19 protein-coding genes are annotated in these 23,433 nt (G+C 46.6%); 12 read left to right on the forward strand and 7 right to left on the reverse strand.

All coding sequences use genetic code 11. From position 1 onward, the window contains the following. Window positions 1-75 precede the first annotated feature (75 nt). The 8 genes from PTQ21_RS09400 (at window position 76) to PTQ21_RS09435 (ending at window position 10,571) form a co-directional block, all read left to right on the forward strand. Entirely contained in the window at window positions 76-2,190 is a 2,115-nt protein-coding gene (locus PTQ21_RS09400) for a DUF5054 domain-containing protein (protein WP_274569632.1), read from the forward strand. A 416-nt stretch (window positions 2,191-2,606) separates the two neighbouring features. Next, window positions 2,607-4,553, forward strand: a complete 1,947-nt coding sequence (locus tag PTQ21_RS09405) for an ABC transporter substrate-binding protein (protein ID WP_244552241.1) — start codon at window positions 2,607-2,609, stop codon at window positions 4,551-4,553. A 96-nt stretch (window positions 4,554-4,649) separates the two neighbouring features. Beyond that, complete coding sequence (locus PTQ21_RS09410) at window positions 4,650-5,648, forward strand: ABC transporter permease (protein ID WP_113055665.1); 999 nt, start codon at window positions 4,650-4,652, stop codon at window positions 5,646-5,648. After that, complete coding sequence (locus PTQ21_RS09415) at window positions 5,648-6,796, forward strand: ABC transporter permease (protein WP_256863769.1); 1,149 nt, start codon at window positions 5,648-5,650, stop codon at window positions 6,794-6,796. The genes PTQ21_RS09410 and PTQ21_RS09415 overlap by 1 nt, the downstream gene beginning before the upstream one ends. Window positions 6,797-6,828: 32 nt before the next feature. Beyond that, window positions 6,829-7,869 carry an ABC transporter ATP-binding protein gene (locus tag PTQ21_RS09420; RefSeq protein WP_063567158.1) on the forward strand — a complete coding sequence of 347 codons (1,041 nt, stop codon included), beginning with the start codon at window positions 6,829-6,831 and terminating at the stop codon, window positions 7,867-7,869. Then, window positions 7,869-8,915 carry an ABC transporter ATP-binding protein gene (locus PTQ21_RS09425; protein ID WP_274569637.1) on the forward strand — a complete coding sequence of 349 codons (1,047 nt, stop codon included), beginning with the start codon at window positions 7,869-7,871 and terminating at the stop codon, window positions 8,913-8,915. The genes PTQ21_RS09420 and PTQ21_RS09425 overlap by 1 nt, the downstream gene beginning before the upstream one ends. Window positions 8,916-9,002: 87 nt before the next feature. After that, a complete protein-coding gene (locus PTQ21_RS09430) occupies window positions 9,003-10,034 on the forward strand; it encodes a LacI family DNA-binding transcriptional regulator (protein WP_274569638.1) in 1,032 nt (343 codons plus the stop codon). A 33-nt stretch (window positions 10,035-10,067) separates the two neighbouring features. Next, the gene (locus PTQ21_RS09435) at window positions 10,068-10,571 is read left to right on the forward strand and encodes an MgtC/SapB family protein (RefSeq protein WP_079697238.1); all 504 of its coding nucleotides are present in this window, start codon (window positions 10,068-10,070) and stop codon (window positions 10,569-10,571) included. A gap of 105 nt (window positions 10,572-10,676) precedes the next feature. Here the strand turns inward: PTQ21_RS09435 and PTQ21_RS09440 are convergent, their stop codons facing one another. Next, window positions 10,677-10,889 (reverse strand): DUF6366 family protein, encoded by a 213-nt coding sequence (locus PTQ21_RS09440; protein ID WP_063567161.1) that lies wholly within the window; start codon window positions 10,887-10,889, stop codon window positions 10,677-10,679. A 127-nt stretch (window positions 10,890-11,016) separates the two neighbouring features. Continuing rightward, window positions 11,017-11,580, reverse strand: coding sequence for a hypothetical protein (locus PTQ21_RS09445; RefSeq protein WP_143806609.1), 564 nt, complete (start codon window positions 11,578-11,580; stop codon window positions 11,017-11,019). 195 nt (window positions 11,581-11,775) lie between these two features. Here PTQ21_RS09445 and PTQ21_RS09450 point away from each other — a divergent pair, with 195 nt between their 5' ends. The 3 genes from PTQ21_RS09450 to PTQ21_RS09460 all read left to right on the forward strand — a co-directional run bounded on the left by PTQ21_RS09450 (window position 11,776) and on the right by PTQ21_RS09460 (window position 13,911). Further along, window positions 11,776-12,924, forward strand: coding sequence for an effector binding domain-containing protein (locus PTQ21_RS09450; RefSeq protein WP_274569640.1), 1,149 nt, complete (start codon window positions 11,776-11,778; stop codon window positions 12,922-12,924). A gap of 94 nt (window positions 12,925-13,018) precedes the next feature. Beyond that, a complete protein-coding gene (locus tag PTQ21_RS09455; RefSeq protein WP_269054475.1) occupies window positions 13,019-13,468 on the forward strand; it encodes a hypothetical protein in 450 nt (149 codons plus the stop codon). Then, window positions 13,465-13,911 (forward strand): hypothetical protein, encoded by a 447-nt coding sequence (locus tag PTQ21_RS09460; protein WP_274569641.1) that lies wholly within the window; start codon window positions 13,465-13,467, stop codon window positions 13,909-13,911. The genes PTQ21_RS09455 and PTQ21_RS09460 overlap by 4 nt, the downstream gene beginning before the upstream one ends. A 246-nt stretch (window positions 13,912-14,157) precedes the next feature. On the opposite strand, the gene PTQ21_RS09465 is transcribed toward PTQ21_RS09460, so the two are convergent. From PTQ21_RS09465 to PTQ21_RS09485, 5 genes are all read right to left on the reverse strand, one after another. Continuing rightward, window positions 14,158-15,369: an alginate O-acetyltransferase AlgX-related protein gene (locus tag PTQ21_RS09465; protein ID WP_064642129.1), complete on the reverse strand. Its 1,212-nt coding sequence runs from the start codon at window positions 15,367-15,369 to the stop codon at window positions 14,158-14,160. Between the two features lie 14 nt (window positions 15,370-15,383). After that, on the reverse strand, window positions 15,384-16,805 hold the full coding sequence (locus PTQ21_RS09470; RefSeq protein ID WP_274569643.1) for an MBOAT family O-acyltransferase: 1,422 nt from the start codon (window positions 16,803-16,805) through the stop codon (window positions 15,384-15,386). 119 nt (window positions 16,806-16,924) lie between these two features. Further along, the gene (locus PTQ21_RS09475; protein WP_063567167.1) at window positions 16,925-18,076 is read right to left on the reverse strand and encodes a hypothetical protein; all 1,152 of its coding nucleotides are present in this window, start codon (window positions 18,074-18,076) and stop codon (window positions 16,925-16,927) included. A gap of 17 nt (window positions 18,077-18,093) precedes the next feature. After that, window positions 18,094-20,373, reverse strand: coding sequence for a glycosyltransferase (locus tag PTQ21_RS09480; RefSeq protein ID WP_274569644.1), 2,280 nt, complete (start codon window positions 20,371-20,373; stop codon window positions 18,094-18,096). A gap of 388 nt (window positions 20,374-20,761) precedes the next feature. Further along, window positions 20,762-21,166 carry a CBS domain-containing protein gene (locus tag PTQ21_RS09485; RefSeq protein ID WP_063567168.1) on the reverse strand — a complete coding sequence of 135 codons (405 nt, stop codon included), beginning with the start codon at window positions 21,164-21,166 and terminating at the stop codon, window positions 20,762-20,764. Window positions 21,167-21,313: 147 nt separating this feature from the next. Between PTQ21_RS09485 and pbp4 the strand changes: the two genes are divergently transcribed. After that, window positions 21,314-23,404 (forward strand): penicillin-binding protein PBP4(5), encoded by a 2,091-nt coding sequence (gene pbp4, locus PTQ21_RS09490; RefSeq protein WP_274569645.1) that lies wholly within the window; start codon window positions 21,314-21,316, stop codon window positions 23,402-23,404. Window positions 23,405-23,433: the final 29 nt, after the last annotated feature.

Here is a 23,433-nt window from a genome sequence, read left to right on the forward strand (position 1 = left end):
GAAGCGGGTCTTCCATGCTTATTGTTCATATAAACAGTATTAACTGTGAATCTAACAACGGAGGCTCAGACAACCATGACTAACCGTAAAAAAGTACATGTTGTTTTTAAAACTCACCTGGATATCGGATTTACGCACTTGGCGGAGAACGTCGTAAAGCAGTACATGGAAGAGTACGTACCCAAAGCTATCGCTTTGTCCGCGCAGTTGGAAGCAGAGGGAGGACGAGAGCAGTTCATATGGACCACGGGTTCCTGGCTGATCCGTCATTATCTGAATCATGCGTCCGGAGAGGGTAAACAGGCTATGGAACAAGCGATCCGCAAAGGTCATATTGTATGGCATGGATTACCGTTCACGACGCATACCGAGCTGATGGACCCCTCATTATTTCGCTACGGATTGTCCATTGGACTGGAACTGGATAAACAATTTGGCAAAACGACCATTGCAGCAAAAATGACGGATGTACCCGGTCATACCCTGTCTATGGTGCCTTTGATGAATGAAGTGGGTATCCGGTATATGCATCTTGGGGTTAATCCAGCTTCCATGCGCCCGGATGTGCCTAAACTGTTCAGATGGCAGGCAGCGGATGGCAGTGAGATCATTGTCAATTATGCGGACACCTACGGAGAGGCAGTCGAAATTGAAGGTATCGATGATATCTTGTTGTTTGCCCATACGGGCGACAATTGCGGACCGCCAAGCGCAGAAGAGATTCGTGAACAATTCCAGCATATCCAGGAACGATACCCCGATGCAGAGATTATGGCGTCGTCTCTTGATGCATTTGCAGTGCACCTTGATCAGGTTCGGGACCAATTACCTGTTGTATGTGAAGAGCTCGGGGATACTTGGATTCACGGAGGCGGTACTGACCCGCTTAAAATAGCCCGATTCCGCCAGTTGCAGCGGTTAAGAGACAAGTGGCTGACCGAAGGCCGGATCGATCCGGCAAGCGCTGAATATAAAGGCATGAGTGATGCCATGCTGCTGGTTGTGGAGCATACGTGGGGGCTTGATGTGAAGAAATGGCTTCCGGATTTCCGGAATTATGCCAAGCCTGACTTCAACCGTGCACGGGAAATGAACGACGTCGATGTGGAGGATATCCCTGCAAAATTTCAATATATCGGTGCCTTCGCCATGGATGAGTTCGACAGTCATTCCAGCGGAATGTTCTCTTCGGAGACGAGCCGTCGTACCTATTCCATGATAGAGAGCTCTTGGGCGGAACAGCGGGGATATTTGGACACGGCTGTGGCGTGCCTGAGTGATGACAAGCAGAAGGAAGCGCGGCAAGCTTTTGAACAACTAAATCCAGTTAAAAGTGTGTTTTCCGGTAATGTATCTGCGGTAAGTCATCAAGTTTATAGCAGTGGTGGATACCGGCTGGCCTTCAATAACAATGGTGCACTGATTCAGCTGACGGACGAGAAGGGAAAGAATTGGGTGGACGCGAAGCATCCGTTCGGAGCCTATGCCTATGAAACCTTCGGGACGGAGGATTACGACAGGTATTTCCGTACCTATATGCAGAACCTGCCTGTGACACATCCTTGGGCGGATGCCGACTTCAACAAACCTGGCTTTGAATTTGTGCGCCCACTGCCAAGCCATCAGGTGTACTTGCCAATCGTGACCGATATGCACAAGTCAGGCAATGCTCATAGCGATACGTATGGGTTCCGGTTGTCCATGCCAACAGAAAGTCATGAATTGTACGGAGCACCCAAGGAACTGGAACTGGTATATACGTTTTCACAGGCAGGAGTGGTAGAGGTTAGCTTGCAATGGTTTGGAAAAGAAGCGAATCGTCTTCCAGAGGCCAGTTGGTTTGGATGCGGACTGAAGGTGGATAACCCCAATCTGTGGATGATGGACAAGCTTGGAGGACGAATCTCTCCGTTGAATGTTGTAAAAGATGGCAACCGCAATCTGCATGCTGTAGACAAGGGAGTATTCTATGAGGGCACAGATGGTCAGGCCTCTATTGAAGCACTGGATTCCGCTTTGGTCGCACCTGGACAGAGAAGATTGCTGCAATTCGACAACTCGTTTGTTTCGCTTGAATCCGGATGGCAATTTAATCTGCATAACAATATCTGGGGCACCAATTTCCCAATGTGGTACGGCGAGGATGCCAAATTCCGCTTTCGACTAAATACAGCTGCAAACCGCAAATAAGAGAAGTTGATGTAGAATTTTACCAAAAATTGATGATCGGATAATAATCCTAGTACAATTGGAATCTATACTTGGATTTGTGAGTGAGGATGCTGTTTGAGCAGATCTGAACTGTTCGGAACTGTTTCTGAAATGAATTTGAAAAAACAGAATTTTTTTGTGAAATCCCTATTGCTTGAACGTAGTCATCCATGTATTATATACAAATAAAGCGTTTACATTTTCTTATATGTCAATTAAACCGGTTTAATTCTATGAGATGTTTTCCCGATTGAGAACCTCTATTGCATAAAAATTAAACCGGTTTAATTGTATCTACATCTGTACATAAAGGGTTTATTTCGTTAGGGAGGTGAGCGCCAACCAGAGCATATTCAGGCAAGTTAATGGCAAATCCAAACGTGGAGGGGTTTAGCTTGAAAAGGAAAAGCAACTTGTTAATTGTTCTTGTCCTAATCACGACATTACTAGGGGGATGCTCTGCATCTTCGTCTAACAACGAAAATGAGGAATCTACAGTGAAAGAACCTGTTGTTACGGACAACAGTGCCAAAGAAGCCCCGATGCTGGCAAAGCTTGTCGATGAAGGTAAATTGCCTGCCCTGGCTGAGCGCCTGCCAGCTTCCAAAGACATTATGGTTGAAGAGGTCGTCGAGGAAATCGGGCAATATGGTGGGGATTGGAACATGCCTTGGACTGGTGTTCCTGATAAGTGGGGGATAGGCCAACCGACAGAGGAAGCACTGTTTCGTTTCAACAAGGAAGGAAACAAGGTTGAGCCAAACGTAGCCAAGAGCTATGAAGTGAATGATGATTCCACCGTGTTCACCATCCATTTGCGGGAAGGCATGAAATGGTCCGATGGTGTTCCTTTCACAGCGGATGATGTTCTCTTTTATTGGGAGCATATGTTGACCAAAGAGACCTTTGGTAAAAAGATCTATGACGCTTATTATTCCGTTGACCCTGTTACCGGGGATAGAGCGTTGGCTGAAGTGAAGAAGGTAGATGACTACACGTTTACCGTAACTCACAAATATCCAAGTGTGCTCTTTCTGGAACGTGTGGCCATCGATAACAAGTGGTTCTTCGCTCCTGCACACTTTCACAAAACCATTCTTCCTGAGTTCGTAGGGGATGCCAAAACATTGGAGATTACGAAGCAATGGGGCTATGAAGATCCCAAAGTATTCTTGATGGAAACCGGGTATACGGATTGGCTGCACTACCAGATTCCTACACTCCGGGCATGGGTTCCAACCAATGATCCTAATGGCGATCAGTTTGTCATGGAGCGCAACCCGTACTACTGGAAAACAGATAAAGAAGGTAAACAGCTTCCGTATATTGACCGGATTGTAGCGACTAAGATTCAAGATCCGAGCCAAAAGGTCCTTGGAACGCTTGCCGGTGATTACAACCTGGTGATCTTTGATTCCAAAGACTTCACGGTACTGAAAGAGAATGAGAAAAAAGGTGACTACCGTATCATCCCTTGGACACAACCAGCTTGGTCCAGCGCGGGAGTACAGTTAAACCAGACTACGGAAGATCCGAATCTCCGCAAACTCTTCCAGGACATCAAGTTCAGGGAAGCACTCTCCATTGGGGTGGATCGTAACCAGGTGTCTGAGATTGTGACCAGTGGGCTGGGAGAACCGATTCAAGCTTCTGTACCGGAAGGCGTAATGGGCTATCAGGAAGGGTGGGCCCAGCAGTGGGCGGAATACGATCCTGAACGCGCTAACCAAATTCTTGACGAGTTAGGTTTGAACAAGCGGGATAAAGACAACTTCCGTCTGAACCCTGATGGTTCTGAGTTGACACTCACGGTGATTGAGAGCACAACCGATACAGCACCTTTCCTTGAATTGCTTAAGAAATACTACGAGGATATGGGTCTGCGAACGAACCTGAAAGTGGTTGACGGAGGCACTCATTTTGATATGAAATATGCCAACAAGATTCCGATGACTACCGAGAATATTTCTGTCGTCAACGTAGCCTTCCGACCGGATACCATGGTTCCGCTCCGTGTGATCACACCATGGTTCGGCCATTACGGCTTATACAGTCAATCTGGCGGCAAGGAAGGTGTCAAACCTGAAGGGGATGTCGCTAAAATCCTTGAGTATTGGGAAAAAGTGAAAGCAAGCAAGACACTGGATGAAATCAATCAGTATAGCAATGAGATCGTGAAACTGCACCAGAAGAATCAGTGGGTAATCGGATATGCGGGACCAACTCCGGTGCTGATTACAGCCTCGAATAAAATTCATAACATCCCTACGGATCTTATCTGGTCCGATGAGTATCGCTCGCTGGGTCAAGGCCATCCGGCACAATTTTTCATCAAGCAATAGCTGGTGAAGCATTCAGGTAAACAATAGTGAGGAAGGGATTTATCCTTGCTATTGTTTCCTTTTGTATCATTCACGCGGTGCAGAGGAGAGGAATAGATGCTTGAATACATTTTAAAACGAATCCTGTTGGCCATTCCTGTTGTTGTTGTGATCTCCTTTATCGTCTTCTACATTATTCAATTGCCACCTGGCGATTACGTATCCTCCTACTCGGCCAAGATGTCCGCTTCCGGCGATATCATGACCCAGGCTGAGATGGATGACATGCGGGCGAATCTGGGGCTCGATCGGCCAATCTATGAACAATACTTCGTTTGGGTAAAGAAAATCATTCTGCATGGAGACTTTGGTTTCTCATTCAACTACAACAAACCGGTGATGGCGGTGATCCAGCAGTATATGGGACTGACTCTGGTCGTCTCGCTGGTGACAATGGCTTTCCATTATATAATCGCGATTCCGGTTGGGATCTACACGGCGGTAAAGCAGTATTCTGCGGGCGATTATTTCTTCTCCGGCCTGAGCTTTATCGGAATGGCAACGCCCAACTTTTTGTTAGCCATTATTCTCATGTTCTTTTCCTATAAGTGGTTCGGTAATCCATTGCTCGGCTTATTCTCCAACGAATACGTGAATGCGCCGTGGTCCATGGACAAGGTAAAAGACTTAATGCAGCATATGGTGATTCCGGTTATTGTTATCGGACTTTCGGGTACTGCGGATCTGATTCGGATCATGCGCGGACAAATGCTCGATGAGTTGAACAAACCGAATGTTATTACTGCCCGCGCCAAGGGCTTATCAGAGATGCAAATCCTGTTCAAGTATCCGACACGTGCAGCCTTGAATCCTATTGTGAGTACCTTTGGCTGGTCACTGTCCTCCATCTTTACCGGCGCTACCATTACAGCAATCGTATTGAACCTGCCGATTCAAGGGCCAGTTATGCATAATGCATTGCTCGGTCAGGACATGTATCTTGCTGGAACCTTTTTATTGATCATGGCTTTGCTGACGGTTCTCGGAACATTGATTTCCGATATTTTGCTGGCTTGGCTTGATCCCAAAATACGTACAGAGTTCAGAGGATCCTAATGATGAGACCACTACCGTTATTTAAAGGTCAAAGGCCGGCAGTCCCAGTTACAGCAGCACCAAAAGAAACTGTATACAGCTCGCAGTGGCGGCTGATATATCAGAAATTCAAGAAACACAAGTTGGCCCGGATCAGCATGTACATTCTGGGCGCATTTTACATCATCGCACTGTTCGCACAGTTAATCGCGCCGTATGGGCTGCAAAGCTATGACAGCAAATATGTGAATGCCCCGCCAATGGGACTTCGATTCGTTGATGCGGACGGCAAGTTTCACATCAAGCCGTTTGTATATGAATTGAAGAGCGAGCGTGACCCCGAAACATTGCGTAAAATGTTTGTCCCGGATACCGAAAAAAAGCATTTCTTCAAGTTCTTTGTAAAGGGAGAAGAATATAAGTTTCTTGGTCTGATCCCCATGTCGACGCATTTGTTCGCTGTAGATGAGCCTGGGCGGATATTCCTGCTGGGTACGGACGGTATGGGGCGTGACCTGTTCTCCCGGATCGTGCTGGGCAGTCAAATCTCACTAAGCATCCCGCTGGTCGGCGTAGGCATTAGCTTTATTCTGGGTTTGATTATTGGAGGCATCTCCGGTTATTTTGGCGGCTGGATTGATTCCATGATACAGCGCATCATCGAAATCATACGTTCCTTTCCGACGCTGCCGTTGTGGATGGCACTATCCGCTGCAATTCCGCCACGTATTCCGGTCGTGACCATGTATTTATACATCGTGATCATCTTCGCATTTATTGGCTGGACGGATCTGGCACGGGTGGTCAGAGGCAAGTTCATTTCGTTGAAGAATGAAGATTATGTAATCGCTGCAAAGATCGCTGGTGTAGGAGACGCAAAGATTATTGTCAAACATCTGCTGCCAGGCTTCATGAGTTATTTAGTCGTGGCGACAACCCTGGCGATTCCGAGCATGATTCTGGGTGAGACGGCTATGAGCTTTCTCGGTCTGGGCGTTCGTTCGCCGGCAACCAGTTGGGGTGTGCTGCTTCAGGAAGCCCAAAAAATTGAAAATGTGGCCCTGTATCCATGGAAGCTCATTCCACTCGCTTTTGTCATTCTGACTGTATTGACCTATAACTTCATCGGCGATGGTTTGCGCGACGCGGCTGATCCGTACAAAAAATAATTGTCCAAATACTAGGCAAGCGAGGGGATAGCATGGCAACTCAAGCTGTTGAGAAGGAGCAACCTTTACTGTCCGTTCAAGACCTGAAGATTCGGATTCAGATGGAAAATGGCGTCATGAATGCCGTGGATGGAGTCGACTTCAATATATACAAAGGCAAAACCCTTGGGCTTGTGGGGGAATCGGGCTGCGGCAAAAGCCTGACAAGTCGATCGATCATCAGCATCAATCCCAAGGAATGTGAAACGAGTGGAACAATCACTTACAATTCCGACTCGGAATCGACTCTCCATGGTCTGAATCTTTTGTCTCTTAAGCCGACGGGCAAGCAGATCCGCTCCATCCGTGGCCGCAAAATCTCGATGATCTTTCAGGAGCCGATGACGGCCTTCTCACCGATGTATACCATCGGGAATCAAATCATGGAAGCGATCCGAATTCATCAGACGAGGAATAAGAAAGAGGCCAAAAGAATCGCGTTAGAGATGCTTAGCAAAGTCGGGATTTCCGATCAGGCCAAGCGTTTCGATCAATATCCACATGAATTCTCGGGAGGGATGCGTCAGCGGGCGATGATCTCCATGGCATTGTCCTGTAACCCCGAAATTCTGATTGCGGATGAGCCCACGACAGCGCTCGATGTGACCATTCAGGCTCAGGTACTCGAACTTATGAAAAGCCTGCAGGCGGAGTTTGGCATGGCCATTCTGCTGGTGACCCATGATCTGGGTATTATCGCCGAGATGTGTGATGAGGTTGCGGTGATGTACCTCGGAAGAATTGTTGAGCAGGCTCCAATGAGGGAAATCTTCAACAATCCGAAGCATCCCTACACGAAAGGGTTACTTAAATCGATGCCTAGACTGGGAGGGAATAAAAGCAAACGGCTGGATTCCATCGAAGGTTCCGTTCCGATGCCGATTAACATGCCTCCAATGTGCGGATTCTATGATCGCTGCAAGGACAGAATTGAAGGCGTATGTAATCAACAAGTTGTACCGAAAACCGCGATTTCCGACCAGCATATGGTCAGATGTTTCTTGTACGCGGACCAGAGAGAAGGAGAAGCATAATGACCAAACCCATTCTTGAAGTCCTCAACCTGAACAAAAGCTTTCAGGTCAAATCCAAAAAAGCCCTGTTCAAAAAGCCTAAACCCATTCATATTTTGAATGAAATTTCATTTGAACTCCTTGAAGGGGAGACGCTCAGTATTGTCGGGGAATCTGGATGTGGAAAAACGACGCTCGGACGCTGTATCGTTAGAGGTGTGGATGCTTCTTCAGGCAGTGTAGTCTATCATGCGGAAGATGGAAAAGAAGTGAATTACCTAAACTTGAAGGGCAAAGAGATCAAAGCATATCGCAAGGATATCCAGATGATTTTTCAAGACCCGTATTCCTCACTCAGCCCCCGGATGAGCGTATTCGATATTATCGCCGAACCGCTGATTGCGAACTTTAAGCTGAGCAGGGCTGAGGTAGAAGCGAAAGTGATGGAGATTGCCGAGAAAACAGGTCTGAATGTAGGTTACCTGAAACGTTACCCACATGCATTTTCGGGAGGACAGCGGCAGCGGATAGCCATTGCGCGTGCGCTGATTACACAACCCAGACTGATTGTCTGTGATGAAGCGGTCTCTGCGCTGGATGTATCGATTCAGGCTCAGATTATCAACCTGCTCAAAGATTTGCAGGAGCAATTAAAGATCACATATATCTTCATCTCGCATGATCTTTCCATCGTACAGAACATTTCCGACCGGGTAGCAGTTATGCATCTGGGCAGAATTGTGGAACTGGCGACAACGGAATCATTGTTCTCGAATCCTCAGCATCCCTATACGGAGGCGCTAATGTCAGCCGTGCCCCAACCGAATCCGGATTTTAAAAAAGAACGAATTATACTGGAGGGGGAAGTACCGAATCCGGCCAATCCGCCAAGCGGCTGTCATTTTCATCCCCGATGCTCGTATAAGACGGATAAATGCATCCAGCACGTTCCTGAACTCCGTGAAGTAGGATATAATCATTTTGCTGCCTGTCATTATGCAGAGCAGCTTCAGCTTCGCGGCGTTCCAATCGAGACTGAGGATGAGATGCACTCCAGGACATCCTAACCAACGACATGAACCTGACGATACCATCAGTCATCTTTGAACTCGCGAGCACGAAATCGAACTAGTGTTGAGGAGAGGTTGTTCCTAATGGCAAAGATTGATGATGTAGCCCGTCTGGCGGGTGTATCCAAGGGAACGGTATCCAACGTATTCAGCCAGAAAAGGCCGACGAGCAAAAAGGTAACCGAGAAAGTACTGCAAATTTCGAAGGAATTGAATTACGTGCCGAATCATATTGCAAGAAGCTTGGTCACCAAGAAAACAATGGCGATCGGGCTTACGATTCCGCACGGCAAATTCTTTTTCAGCGTGTTCCATAATCAGTTTATCAATGGTGTCATTCTGGAAGCTTCCAATTATGGATATCGGGTGCTTCTGGATATGATTGCTGCCGAAGAGGTGAAGACACCCTCACTTGCGAGCTATCCTATTGACGGGGCTATTGTGCTGGGGCCTACAGAAGAGGATGACCGGATCAATCTGCTGTATCAGCATGACATTCCGTTTGTTACGATCGGCAAAATCATTAACAAGGGACTTCAGGCTGTTTCTACCGTCAATAACGATAATAAACAGGTTATGCGCGATATTTGTGATTATTTGCTTGGACTGGGGCATCGGAACATCATGTTTCTGAACGCCGGAGAGCAGATGACGGTTTCCATTGAGCGGTCGGAAGAGTTCGTCCGGGTACTGCAGGAGCATGGTGTGACGATCCAGCCCGGAATGATCCATTACAAACCAGGTATTCATTCAGACAAGTATATTAAATACGGCTATGATGAGACACTTCATAATGTGAAGAATCCCATGGGGAGGGTTACGGCCATTATTGCAGACGACGATCGTACTGCATTTAGCGCCCTTAATGCCATCAACGACGCGGGTCTGCGTGTGCCAGAAGATATCTCATTGTTTGTCATCTGCGGTGATCAGTCCATGATGCACCAAGTAAGACCTTCTTTGACGGGAATGGATTTGCAACCATCTGAGCTGGGTGTTCAGTCGGTAAGGTTGCTTATGCATAAGCTGGGTATTCTAGAGGGATCGTACGAGAATAACAAGATTGTGCCTAGCAAAATCATAGAAAGAAACTCTTGTTCCTCGATCAAGAATTAGCAAGAATGAGTTTCGGATGTCGTGAGGTTAAATATGATAACGTTTACATCCTGGATGGGCAACTCTGTACCTTTTGAATATTATGTTCGAATTCTGATCAGTGCTGTGCTTGGGCTGTTAATCGGATTCGATCGAACCCATAAGAACAAACCGGCAGGCGTAAAGACGTATACATTTGTCACTGTCGCTTCTGCGCTCATTACAATCGTATCCATTGAGAGTGTTGAAGTGTACGGACAGCTGCATAACCGAACGATGATGGACCCAATGCGTCTGGCGGCTCAAATCGTCTCGGGCCTTGGCTTTCTCGGAGCAGGACTCATTATGAAGGCCGGATTTGAAGTGAAAGGTTTGACATCTGCAGCAATGATCCTATTTGCAGGTGGGGTCGGTATTGGCACGGGCGCCGGTTTCTACGGAATTGTGACCTTTTCGATGGCGGTAGCTTTCTTTTTCATCCGGGTTGGGGGTTGGATTGAGAAGTGGGAGCACAAGAAGCTGGTGGCAAAGGAAGAAAAGAAAGACTTGAGTGCTTAAATGGTTGAGTATTTTCAGCAAATGAATAAGCGTATTCGATAGAAAGTTTTGAATACGCTTATTTTATTCAAATAACGAAGAATGCATAGTTATCCCAATCCTTATCTAGAACACTAATTTATAAATTACATAACCTATCATCAATAATATAATGAGGATTCCAGTGCCTTTCCATCCCAACCCGCCAACTAAATCTGAGAAGCTTCCAAATTGAGCACGATTTATGCCATCACCAAACGTACCCATGGGGTTTCCCTTTAATTCTTCTTGTCTCAAACGTTCTCTTTTTTCTTCGCGTGTATCTTCTCGGAAATCCATGTAACCACCCCTGAGATTTAATTTTTTTTGGTAAACAGAACCTATATTCAAAAAGAGCACAGGTGATCCGGATAAGTCAGGAACGCTTTGTGCTCTTTGCTGTATTCAAATGATGTAGGACTTATGGTTAGATGCTAAGATCAAAATTGGGCTCACACATATAGTCGATCGGGTAGAGATCGTCTCTCGCCGAGATTAATGCACGGAGCTGAAGGTAGCGATGATGGGGCTGTTCCACAACACCACCGATAGAATAGGGGACAAGATCGGCTACAACGAAAACATCATCTGCATGGTTACATTTGAAGATTACGTTGTTCGGGTTACACACTTCCTCCATATAACTGTAGGTCATGACATGGAAGGAACGTGCTTTCCAATTCGTCTTAATCACTTTATAGGACTGTGTCCGTACAAGATCAAGGTAACGATTCAGTGCAAAGGTATGCTCGAACTGAGTGATGTACCCCTTTTTATCCACATCAATCGTAAATTCCACATCATAACTTACGTGAAACTCTTCCTGGTACGTTCCCTTCATCATCTTCATCGCATCAAAGTATGATCCGAATTCGGGATCTTCCATATAGGGAATGGCAATCAGTTCAGCGTTAACGTGATGAGTAATCTCGCTGTTGCTTGAAACACCCATATTAAACTTGGTAGGTTGAAGATCAATTGACCCAATCATGTTCCCTGGGAAACCGGGACTGCAACTTATTCGCATAGTCATCTCCTTCGTTGTTAGTTAATCATTAGACGAAAGAATGAAGGTAAAGTTGCACCAGAATAAGGAAACTAAGGCTGGTTATGCATGAACCCATTTCCAATCGTCTTGCTCTTTTGATACAGTATTTATAGTAAAACCCGGGAGGATATATTGTATATGGAACAATCGCTTCAGGAACTGCTGCGCAATGCGCGTGCGGAGGAGAATACCTTTTTGTACATGTTGCACGAGGAAGCGCGCATCGACCAGTTGTTATTCTGGAAGTATGTGAACAGTATTGTGGAATTGACCCGTCTTACCGCGGACCAGCCGTTGGATCGGGAAATGGCGAGCGCTGTTAGCTTCACGTATTCCAAAATCATGGAGCATCTGCAATGGCATCATTCGGATCGGGATGTGTACGAGATCCAACAGTTTCCCTATGAATATGCAAATCTCATGGTGGATTGTCTGGGCAGAGTGGTTGATGGTTTCTTTAAGGGCATCGTGCTGGAAGAAGAGAGATTTGACGAGGAGTTTTCAAATCCGGCCTCCACAGGGGAAATGGCAGAAGAACAACCAGCCGTTTTGCAGCTGGGATATTATAAACAAAATACGAATGTGCACGCGATCGGTTTCCGAGAGGAAGATGGGACGTACCGAATTGTTTTGAATGAAGAAGAGGATCGGGAGCTTTTTGATTCCAAGCTGAGCCGCCGAGAGGTGGAAGGAACGTATCTCTTCATGGCTCCGGATGCCAGCAGCGCTCACCAATTATTTCATGAATGGGTGATGGGTAACCACACTCCATATCGTTCTGCACTTGATCTGAAAGGAGCCCATTCCATGAATGTGAAAGATAACTTGATTGAACAGCAGTCCCTAACTTTCGTAGGCATCAAAAGAACGTTCTCTTGTGTGGATGGCGAGAATTTGAGAGAGATTCCAAAGATGTGGCAGGAAGCTTTGGCGGACGGAATAGAAGATCGTTTAAACGAGTTTAATAACGGGGCCGTCTCCGGTTTGGTCGGCATTTGTATAGATCAGAGGGAATTACACAGCGATCAAATGGAATATTGGATCGCAACCTCACACTCCGGGGAAGTGCCTGAGGGTTTGTTTTCAATAGAGATTCCCGCGTCCCACTGGATGGTGTTCGAAGCCGATGAATTGGCGCCAGAAGCGATACAGCGGTTGTGGAAGTATATTATGAGCGAATGGTACGGAGCGACCCCTTACAAGCACGCGGGAATTCCGGAACTTGAGGTATACCGAGGTCAGGGTCTTCCTCCTCAAGTATGGATACCTGTTAAACCTTTGTCGTGATTTAACGCATAACAGGCCAGGTTATATCGTTATATAGTACCAGAGGGTTTACTCATCATGGCTGCAGCATGTTCGATTCATTAGGAGGCTTAATATGTTATCCAATAAAGTGATTGATTATTGTCAAAATCAGGGCTGGTGGCATGAAGATGTGCCAGCAGAGTATGAAGAAGCTTTACGTAAACTGGGTATTGATCTTGAATCTGAGTTTGCACATTTTTATTTGCATGCTGATGATGGTCCGACCTTTTACAGCAGACATCAGGAAATCTATCAGATCTGCTGGGTTATGGAAAACACCGTTTATGTGGAGGACATGACGGTGGCTCAACTCACATTGGGATTGCCAGAAGCCTACATCCCACTGGACAGCTTTGAGGGAGAGGGTGGGTTCTTTTATAACCGTCAAACGGGAGATGTGGCTCTGGTGGAGCTTGGTGAGTCGATCGAACGTTTCCTGAGCGGTGAAAGTACACCGCAGTGGGCGAGCTTCAATAACTTTCTGGAATGGTATTTCGAGCTGGAGGAGGAGGTTACGGAGTGAAGGATCTGACACCGGAGCATTCCGAACTGGAGAGACAAATTATCGAAACAGTAGAAGCAGGCAATGTTCTCGATGAAACGCAGCAGCATGAGCAAGCTCTGATCTATTATGATCAGGCATGGGGGATGTTGCCCGAGACGAAAACCGACTGGGAAATGGCAAGCTGGATCGCTTCCTGTCACGTGAATGCACATATGGACTTGGAGCAGTACGCACTGGCGAAGCCGTGGGCTGAATTAGCACTGCAAACCCGAGGTTCGGATATTAATACCGGGCCGTGGATTGAGCTGGGTGTAGTCTGCATGAGGCTAGAGCAGCATGATGAGGCTTTTGCAAATTTGGATCTGGCGTATGCATATGGCAAGGAAAGAGCGTTTCAAGGCAGCCCGCGTGACGTTTTGCAATATTATAAGGAACAAAAGGCGAAGCGTGAACGAAACTGATTCTATTGGATTACAAAAAGAAAAGGGTACCCTGTCTGCCAGATCATTGGCTGTGGGGTACCATTTCTTGTGTTTGACTACAAGATCATACCGGAACGGAGGGGGCAGAAAGAATCTGGAGAAGCGAAGCGTTCACCTTTATCACCGGATTTCTCCCTAATAAAAAGGGATAAAAGAAATCTGGGGATAACAGTGATCGGAAGATTGTTCTGCCACTGTAGTGGTAAAGTATGATCCTTCACCAAGTTAATCTTTCGATCCGTAAGGGAAAAATTCATCTACGAGATCCTGCGGCGATATGGACACAAAGACGTGATCCAGGTCGGTTTTGCTAGCGAAATCCATGATGTCTCCCGTATAATACCGTGGATCAATCAGATAAATCTCAGACACGACAGTCGACAGGAAGGAGATCATCGGCACTGCGAGAGAGTCCTTGATGAACAGTACCTTGAGTCCGTTCGGTTTGTCTTTGTTCACCACATGAACGATTCCCTGATTTCCGTACAGGTACGTAAAGTACTTGTCAGCGGTTAGATCATAGGTAGCTCCTTGTACATTCAGCGGATAGGTCGTAAGCAGAGCATCCTCAAAGCGGCCGTTCAATGTGGCTTCCGTCTCGCCGGTTTTGAAGTAAAAGGAATAGTCCGTTTTGAACTTCGGATAAATCAGGTCAAAGTCATCGTCACCAGCAAAGTATTTCCCGGCTTTTCGACCCTGTGATCCAATGAAAATGTCCTGATACGGAACCACATTATAGTTATTTAAGTCCGTGAAATAATGATCCGGGTCCAGCGGCTTGTCGTACATGCCGTCTAGATGATTCACGAGCTGGCCGAAGCCCCAGAACGCGGTTTTAATTTTCCAGTGGTGATCCGTGGTGAAAAAGAGATCCTTTGCCGGAATGCCACTTTCCAACAGCCCTTCGCGCAGATCCACCGTATCAATGCCATCCTGCTTGAGATTGGCCAGAAAGCCATCGGCGGTTTCGTTGTTATAATTGTAAGGAATGCCTTCCGGGAACTGCGTATACCCACGTACGTATTTGTCTGGTGTCATCACATAGGTCAGCTTTGTTTTGGGGTCCAAATGTGCTCCCAGCGCAGCAACCCGATCCGATAGATCTTTCGTATCCGTCGGCCCTGTAGCGAAGTAGGTATAGTGCAGCTTGCCCTCCATATCTTTTACGACCTCGAAGTTGTTCTCCTCGTTCTTCCACATGAGTGACTGCATATATCCATACGCTTCCACGAAGCCGAATTTATCGAAGACATGTTCATTAATGTCGTCATCCAGTTCGTGAATCAGTTCTTTGGCTTCAGAATAATGGAAGTCCGCTGAGGCCAGCGTCTTTTGGATCGGCCCGAAGGATTGAATGATGTTCAGAACAGAGAATGTCACGAGCACGAGAATGAAGAGGAAAGCCGTGATTCTCTTTTTGGCAAAAAAGTTGTGCATGCTTGTGCCTTCTCTCAGAAATTGAAATAAATAAACGGATTGTATGTACCTTTGACCAGATACGATACACAGACCAGGAACAAAACGATGATCGTAACCGGATATACCAGTTCCAGTGGTTTGCTGAAACGTGCGCCGTCAACCATCAGTTTGTTCATTCGCGTGGCAATCGGCATGCAGAACAGAATTCCCAGAATGAAGAAGAGCGCGTATTCCTTCAAGAACATCCAGGTCGTTTCGCTCCAGAATCCATTACCGTACAGTCCAAACATGTTGCCCAGATAGTTGCCAGCTTGTATTAGATCCGGTGAACGGAAGATCACCCACCCGATGACCACAATAAACATGGCATAGAGATGCCGCAGCGGGTTGAAGCGTGTACCTTTATCAAAGTTAGAGATTTTCTCTAGCGCAATGAATGCGAAGTTAATCAATCCCCAGACTACAAATGTCCACTCCGCACCATGCCACACGCCAGTCAGTCCCCAGACAATGAGCAGATTGCGAATCATTTTATCCTTGTTGGTGACACGTGATCCCCCGAGTGGGAAATAAACATATTCCTTGAACCAGGTGCCCAGCGAGATATGCCAGCGGCGCCAAAATTCAGTGATGGAGCGGGAGATATACGGATATCTGAAGTTCTCTTCGAACTTGAAACCGAACATGAGGGCGAGACCAATCGCCATATCGGAGTAGCCTGAGAAATCAAAATAAATCTGCAACGTATAGGCGATGGCTCCAAGCCATGCCAGACTTGCTGGAATATCTGAGGTCCCACCCATGCTAAAGATGTGATCAGCGACAATCGCCATGCTGTTGGATAGCAGCACCTTTTTACCCAGACCGACAATGAAGCGGCAGCAGCCCAGTGCGAACTTGTCCCAACTTTCCTTTCGGTTAACCATCTGATCGGCAATCGTGTTATAGCGCAGAATCGGTCCGGCAACGAGCTGAGGGAAGAAGGAGATATACAGCGCCACATAAAAGAGATTTTTTTGCACAGCACCATGTCCGCGATACACATCGATGACGTAGGAAATTCCGTGGAAGGTGAAGAACGAGATCCCTAGCGGTAACGCAATATTCGGGATATTTAGGCCAAAGCTTGTATTCTCATTCACAATACGCAGTGCAAAAGCCATGTATTTAAAGACGAACAGCATACCCAGATTGACGATAAGCATCAACGTAATGATGGTGTAAGCGGCATTCCGTCGTTCTCTGAACTTGTCCACAAGCAGGGCGAAGATATAGTTGAAACAGATGGAGGCCAGCATGATGAGGACAAACCACGGTTCACCCCATGCATAGAAGAACAGGCTGGCAACCAGCAGCAGCATGTTTTTGGCCGTAATCGAGAATCTCAGTATGTAATACAGCCCCAGCACAAGCGGCAGAAAATAAAATAGAAAGATTACACTGGAAAAGAGCACTGCCTTTCCTCCTTGAGGATCATATAAGGGAGCACGTTGTATCTATTGTGATGCAACATGCTCAAGTAAAACAGACAGACACCCGCATCTCAGGATGCGAGTTGGTCTGCAAGGGTCGTTTACATGCGAAAAGGTCGCCGTGCTTGTCGATCATCCCGGGAACGTCGTTTTCTGGCGCCCTGGGTATTCCGTTGTCTTCTCCACATCCAGTAGAGGACGAGTCCATGGATTCCGGCAGCTGTTAACAAGAGTCGAATAAACCATCCCACCGATGTTTTCATCAGTGGGTCCGCAGGGCTGAGTACCTTGGTAACTTCAGATGGGTCAGGAATAGAACGTGGCGTTCCGTCTTTCTCCTGAACATTCATGGCCGAAGAGCGATCCAGCATGACGGTCGTTGTCAGATTCCATTTGTCATTCACAAGTGCACGTATGGTGGCTTGCTCAGCATCGACATCGGTATGAAGCGTTAGCAGTCCATCCGGTGTAATGGATACTCCCTGCACGGGGGTGTCGAGCTGGAATTTTACATTGGGCTTTTCTTCTGAGGAGGATTCAACACCGTATTGGGCAATGGATTCCCCGGCTACAGGCTTCACCACACGTTCGTCACCGGTCATTTGCAAGGTGGTGAGCCCATTCTCCACCACAGCTTGCTTCTTGGACAACGGCTTGATGTTGCCGATGCGGAAGCTCAGCTTGGCGTTTTCGGGAGTTGTGGTTGTAATACCCCAGCCAATGACTTTACCCAAGTTCACCTGAGCTGCCGTGCTGGCCTTGTCCTGGACCATTAGGCTGGAAAAGGGGATGCGAATCTGTCCGACAAATCCCGGTTCTAATGCAATCAGGCCGGATACCGGGCGAACCAGTTCAGCCTGTCCGGTTGATTTCTCGACTACGATGACGTTTCGATCATCAGACACAGTAAGGGAAGTTTTATCCGCTCGGGTCAGTACGATATTAAGAGGCAGCTTTCGGTCCGATTCATTGCGGATGGAGAAGGTCAAAGCCCCATAGCTTGACCAGTCTCGATTCAGCAGCTCATAGACGTAGGCCGAATAGTATCCTTTTTTGAGCCCCAGCGTGGAGGTCTTAATCTGGATACTGCCTTTGTTATCAACGCTGGCGTCTACCTTAGCTCCGTTGTTCCATTCATGGAGTGTATTCCCACTCACCTTAAGCTGCTCTGCCTGAGCAGCCTGAATGGGATATACGTTCCACAACACAACAAGACTGGCGACAAGTGTCAGTTGTTTCCACTTCTTGATCATGCTTTCTTGCCTCCCCTCTATAGATAAGCCATCTCGTTCAGTTCGTCTGGAGAGATGTTGTTCTTGCCCTGGGATGCAGGGCCTGTTTTATCCAACTGGATATGTTCCTTATTCCACTGTTTCAGCAGAGCTTCCAAGGTTGGCATCTGATGGTTGCGAGCAATATCTCGAATATTGGTCACGCGGTACAAATTGCCTCGTTTGTTACGCAGGGACTGCACCCACACGCATTCCAGTGAGATGTCTTCGCTAAGCGGAAGTTGGATCTCATTGACCAAATCATGAGGCTCCATCTCCACCAAGACGAATTCATAGTTGAAATCCATCAATGTCACGGTTCCATGATCTGCCGTTGGCAATTCGCGATTTAGCGCAATTCGTGCCAGCTTTCGGTTGGACATGAACTCACTCTGACCCCGACGTACAAAATTCAGACGAATATCTTCAAATGTACTGATATCCTTGTCCAGCTTCTGAGGCAGTGTAGGTTCGCGATCATAGATGATGTGCAGCAGCTGGCGCTGCTCTTGTTCCGTGATATCCTTAACGGTAAAAGCATATTTCCAACGGTTTCCGATCGAAGCGACATGTGCCACCTTGCCTGTAAACTCGCTTGAATACCGGTCATTTACCAGTTTAATGCCAATCTCCAGATCACTTGGAATGTACTTCGGTGTATCCAGCATGACGGAAATGCCGCCTTCCGAGAGATCGTGAGTGATGCAGGAGATGATCTCCCCTTCCGTTGTGAGCGTGCAATCCACAGCAGCCATTGAGCGCTCGTGAATGCGGAACACTTTGCGTCCAGCCAGAAAGAAGATCGACATCATGATGTTGTAGAAATTAATCAATAACCAATACAGTACAACGAGGAAACCAATTGTTCCCTGGCTAAATGTCCAGTGGATACAATTCACGATTCCGATAATGGATAGTACCGCCAGAATCAGATGAGGAATCATCTGTTTAATCTGATAGTTCCGATCATCATTTTGCGCACCGTCTTTGCGGGTAACGACGAATTTGTTCATCGTGATGCCCAGAGTTTCCAGAATGACGGCGGGCAGAAGGGAAGGGAACAGAATGGTCTCATATACATTGGTCCATTTGGTGGTTCGAATATTGCCGGATAACATTCGCAGACAGGTGTTGGTCAACAGATACATCGGCAACCAGAACACGAGAATCTCCAGAATGGTACATTTCACAACCAGAACGCCGAACACGGCAAACAGTATGGGTGACATGATGTACAGCAGTCGTTTTAACCCGGAGTACCAGTAGGTAATGGAAGAAATGTAGTTCAGTTTTTGCGCAAAACTAAGTCCTTTTTTGAAGAGAAGGTTCATTTTTTTACCTGTCTGGATACAACCGCGCGCCCAGCGCTGACGCTGTTTGATCAGACTTTTCAGATCACCGGGAGCAAGTCCGGAGGCCAGTACTTTATTGGTAGCAAAGCAGCGATACCCTTTGCTCTGCATTTCAATACCAGTGGCAAAATCCTCTGTAATGGAACCGGTATAGAATCCGCCGACGTCTTCCAGTGCCTGTCTGGAGAGTACAGTATTTGTTCCGCCATAGATGACGGAATTGGATTTGTTGCGTCCCACTTGTACGTCCCGATAGAAATAGTCCTGTTCATTCGGTATCCGGTTCTCGGAGTACAGATTGTACTGGAACTGATCGGGATTATAGAAACTCTGTGGTGTTTGCACAAAACCAATTTTTTCTCCGGTCAGAAAATAGGGAACGCACGACGTCAGAAAATCATGTTTTGGAATCATGTCTGCATCAAAGGTGACGATTAGTGGGGAAGACGTATGCTTCATGGCATTGTTCAGGTTACCCGCCTTGGCATGTACATGCTCTGTTCGCGTAAGGTAGTTAATGCCCAGATGAGCAGCCAGTTCCCGCATCTCGGGGCGGTTGGAGTCATCACACAGATGGATATGTACTTTGGAGCGATCAGGATAATCCATGTTCAGACAGCCATTAATCGTCTTGAACAGAAGCGATGTGGGTTCATTATAAGTTGCGATAAATACATCCACATCCGGATATAAGGCTTCGTCAACAACGGGAAGTTCGGGATATTCGAGCCGGGTCATATTGTAAAAATGGACGGCCAGTTCGAACATACCTATAAGTTCGACAATGAGGAGGGCAAGACCTGCGGTTACGGCGAGAGGGCCATGTCCAAAAGGAATGGTGAAAAATGTACGCCAAATGACGTAAATACAAGACATAATCACAGTAGCTGTGACAAGTATCTTGTTGCGTGTACTTAAGTAGTTCAAGTGAATACCTCTTCCTGATTTTTCTGAGTAGTGCCGCCTATCGGAATAAAAAGAATGTGATCATTGTACTAAACGATTCTGAACAAATTCTGAAAAAAGAGATAGGACCTCGTTAAATATAGAGCCATTGGTTCAATTTTTGATGGTTAATTTTGTCGTATCACAATAATTATTGTAGTTATTTGTCGAAATTTGCGCAATATGTTTATTTGTTTTTTTCGCAAAGATGAAAGTGGGGCTTGGATGTTATCTGAAAACACAAAAATGACGAGCTCAATGTGCAATGTCATTAAGTTAAGTAACTTAGTGATATTGCCCCAAGGACTCGTCATCTCTGCTTCAGTCTTCTGCCAATGTGATCAGCAAAAGGCATATATTCATTTCAAATTTAGTCGGAGATGTTGCGCGTATAATACTCAATAATATCCTTGCGACGGATAATACCGAGGAACACACGGTCCACATCCACCACAGGCACAAAGTTTTGATCTGCTGCCAGCGTCAGCATATCCTCCATTTCTGCCTTAATAAAGACACATTCATTATATACACGGTTGTCGATCTCATGCACTTGGACCTGATCCATCGTCTCAAATGTCAGTCCGGGAGTGCTCCGCATTTTCCATAACAAATCGCCTTCGGACAGGGTGGCAACATATTTTCCATCCTGGTCAATCACGGGAATGGCGGTATAATGCTGCAATTCAAGCTGCTCGATCGCATCTTTCATCGAAGCGGAAGACTTGATATAGGCCACGTCGGCTTTGGGGAGTAAAAAATAGCTGATTTCCATCATCGGGCTCCTTTACTGTAATCTCACTCTCCTTATTTAAACATATTATGTGAGCTTTCGGCTATTTTTAATGATAAATTCGTCAGATTTGTTCCATTGTTTAATTGAGGCTGGAAATCTATAGTGTATATTAGAGGTGATGTGATCATGAAATCGAAACGTAAAATTATTTATGGACTGCTTCCCATCTTATTTGCCGGTGGAATCGGAATGTACTTATACATGCAGAATAGCAAAACAGAGGAAGTAAAGCCTGAGGTAACCGTTAATCAGTACATAGAGCATCTGCAAAAGAAAGAATTTGATCAACTGTATACCCTGATGACGCCTGCTTCATTGACAGAGTCCGGCATGAACCGTGAACAATTTGTGGAAAAATACAATGCAATCTATTCGGGTATGGAGGTTTCTGCGATTAAAGCAGAATTGAAACCGAAAGTAATCGAAGAGGCATCGGACGGCACTGGTAATGAAAATAAAAACCAAAACCAAAATCCGGATGCCTACGAAGTGGACTACAGTCTGCAGTTAACGACCTTCCTCGGGGAAGTGGACGAGACGCATACACTGAAACTGGTGCGTGAAGAGCTTGAGGAGGGTGGCAAAGTCTGGCGGATCAACTGGAAGCCATCCATGATTCTGACTGACATGGTCAAGGGAAGCAAAGTTCGGGTGAAAACCCTTTTCCCGGAACGAGGAGACATTGTTGATCGTGAAGGGCTGCCCCTCGCAACAAAGGGAAATATATATGAATGGGGCATCGTACCTGAGAAGCTAGGAGAACATCCGGAGCCGGTGATCGCCCGAATCGCGGAGCATTACAAAGTAACAGAAGCTATGATTAACACCGCACTTGCACAGAAATGGGTGAAGCCGGAATATTTTGTCCCGATTGCTTCAACAGAGGACTCCCGGGTGCCTACAGCACTGGCTGGTGTGCAAGTTCAATCCAAGGAAATACGATATTATCCTCTTGGTGAGGCTGCTGCTCATTTAATCGGTTATGTGCGCAAGGCCACCAAGGAAGATTTGGAGAAAGATACGGAAGGATACTATCGTGCGGAAGATTGGATTGGCAAAGCCGGACTGGAGCAATCCTTAGAGAAACAGCTTCGCGGCGAACGAGGTGGCCTGATCGAGATCACCGATGAATCTGGAAACACTCGCTCTGAGCTTATTCGAAAGGATGCAGTGGATGGAGAGAATATTCAACTGACGATAAGCTCTGAGCAACAGCGCAAGTTGTATAAGACATTATCGAGTGGTGGTGACGCCGGAGCAATGGTGCTGATGAACCCAACGGATGGTAATCTGCTGGCACTGGCAAGTGCGCCTGCCTATAATCCGAACAAGATGGTTACGGGACTGACACAGGCAGAGTGGGATGCCTATTCAGCAGATGAAAAGCTTCCTTTTATCAATCGGTTTACGAACCGTTATGCACCAGGTTCAACCTTCAAAGCCATTACGGCAGCGGCAGGTTTGATGGAGAAGGTTACCACAGCGGACAAATCGCATGATATCTCTGGTCTGCAATGGCGCAAGGATGAGAGCTGGGGCGGTTACTATGTGAAACGTGTGAAAAGTGTATCCCCGGTGAACATGGTTGATGCGCTGGTCTACTCAGACAATATTTATTTTGCGAAGGAAGCTGTTGAGATGGGCAGCGCCAAGTTCATAGATGGCATTCAGAAGTTCGGTTTTGGAGACAACTTTGGACTGGATGAACTGTATTTGAAACCAAGTCAGTATGCAAACGAGGCACATCTCGATTTGTCATCCGAGGTACTGCTCGCTGACACATCCTATGGACAGGGAGAAATGTTGATGTCGCCGATCCATCTGGCATCCTCCTTCACCCCTTTTATTAATGAAGGAAAAATGGTGAAGCCTGTACTGATAGAGGAAAAGGAAACCGCCGAACCGGAAGTTGTGATTACACCTGAAGTCGCAAATACGGTTAAGGATGCCTTGGGCGAGGTCGTGACCCGATCGGGAGGAACGGCTCATTCCTTGAACTCACTCCCTGAAGGACTGGCGGCTAAGACAGGGACTGCCGAGCTTAAGGCCAAGAAGGGGGAAAAAGGACAGGAGAACGGTTTTGTTGTGGTGTTTGATACCGAATCACCATCCTTCCTTATAGCCGCAGTCATTGAACAAGTGAACGGAAGAGGCGGCAGTTATTATGTTTTGGATAAATTAAAGCCTTTCCTGGAGAAAAAGGGAGTAACGCAGTAAATTGATTTGCGATTTACGATGTATCTTTA

The organism is Paenibacillus marchantiae (genome assembly GCF_028771845.1).
GTDB lineage: Bacteria > Bacillota > Bacilli > Paenibacillales > Paenibacillaceae > Paenibacillus > Paenibacillus marchantiae.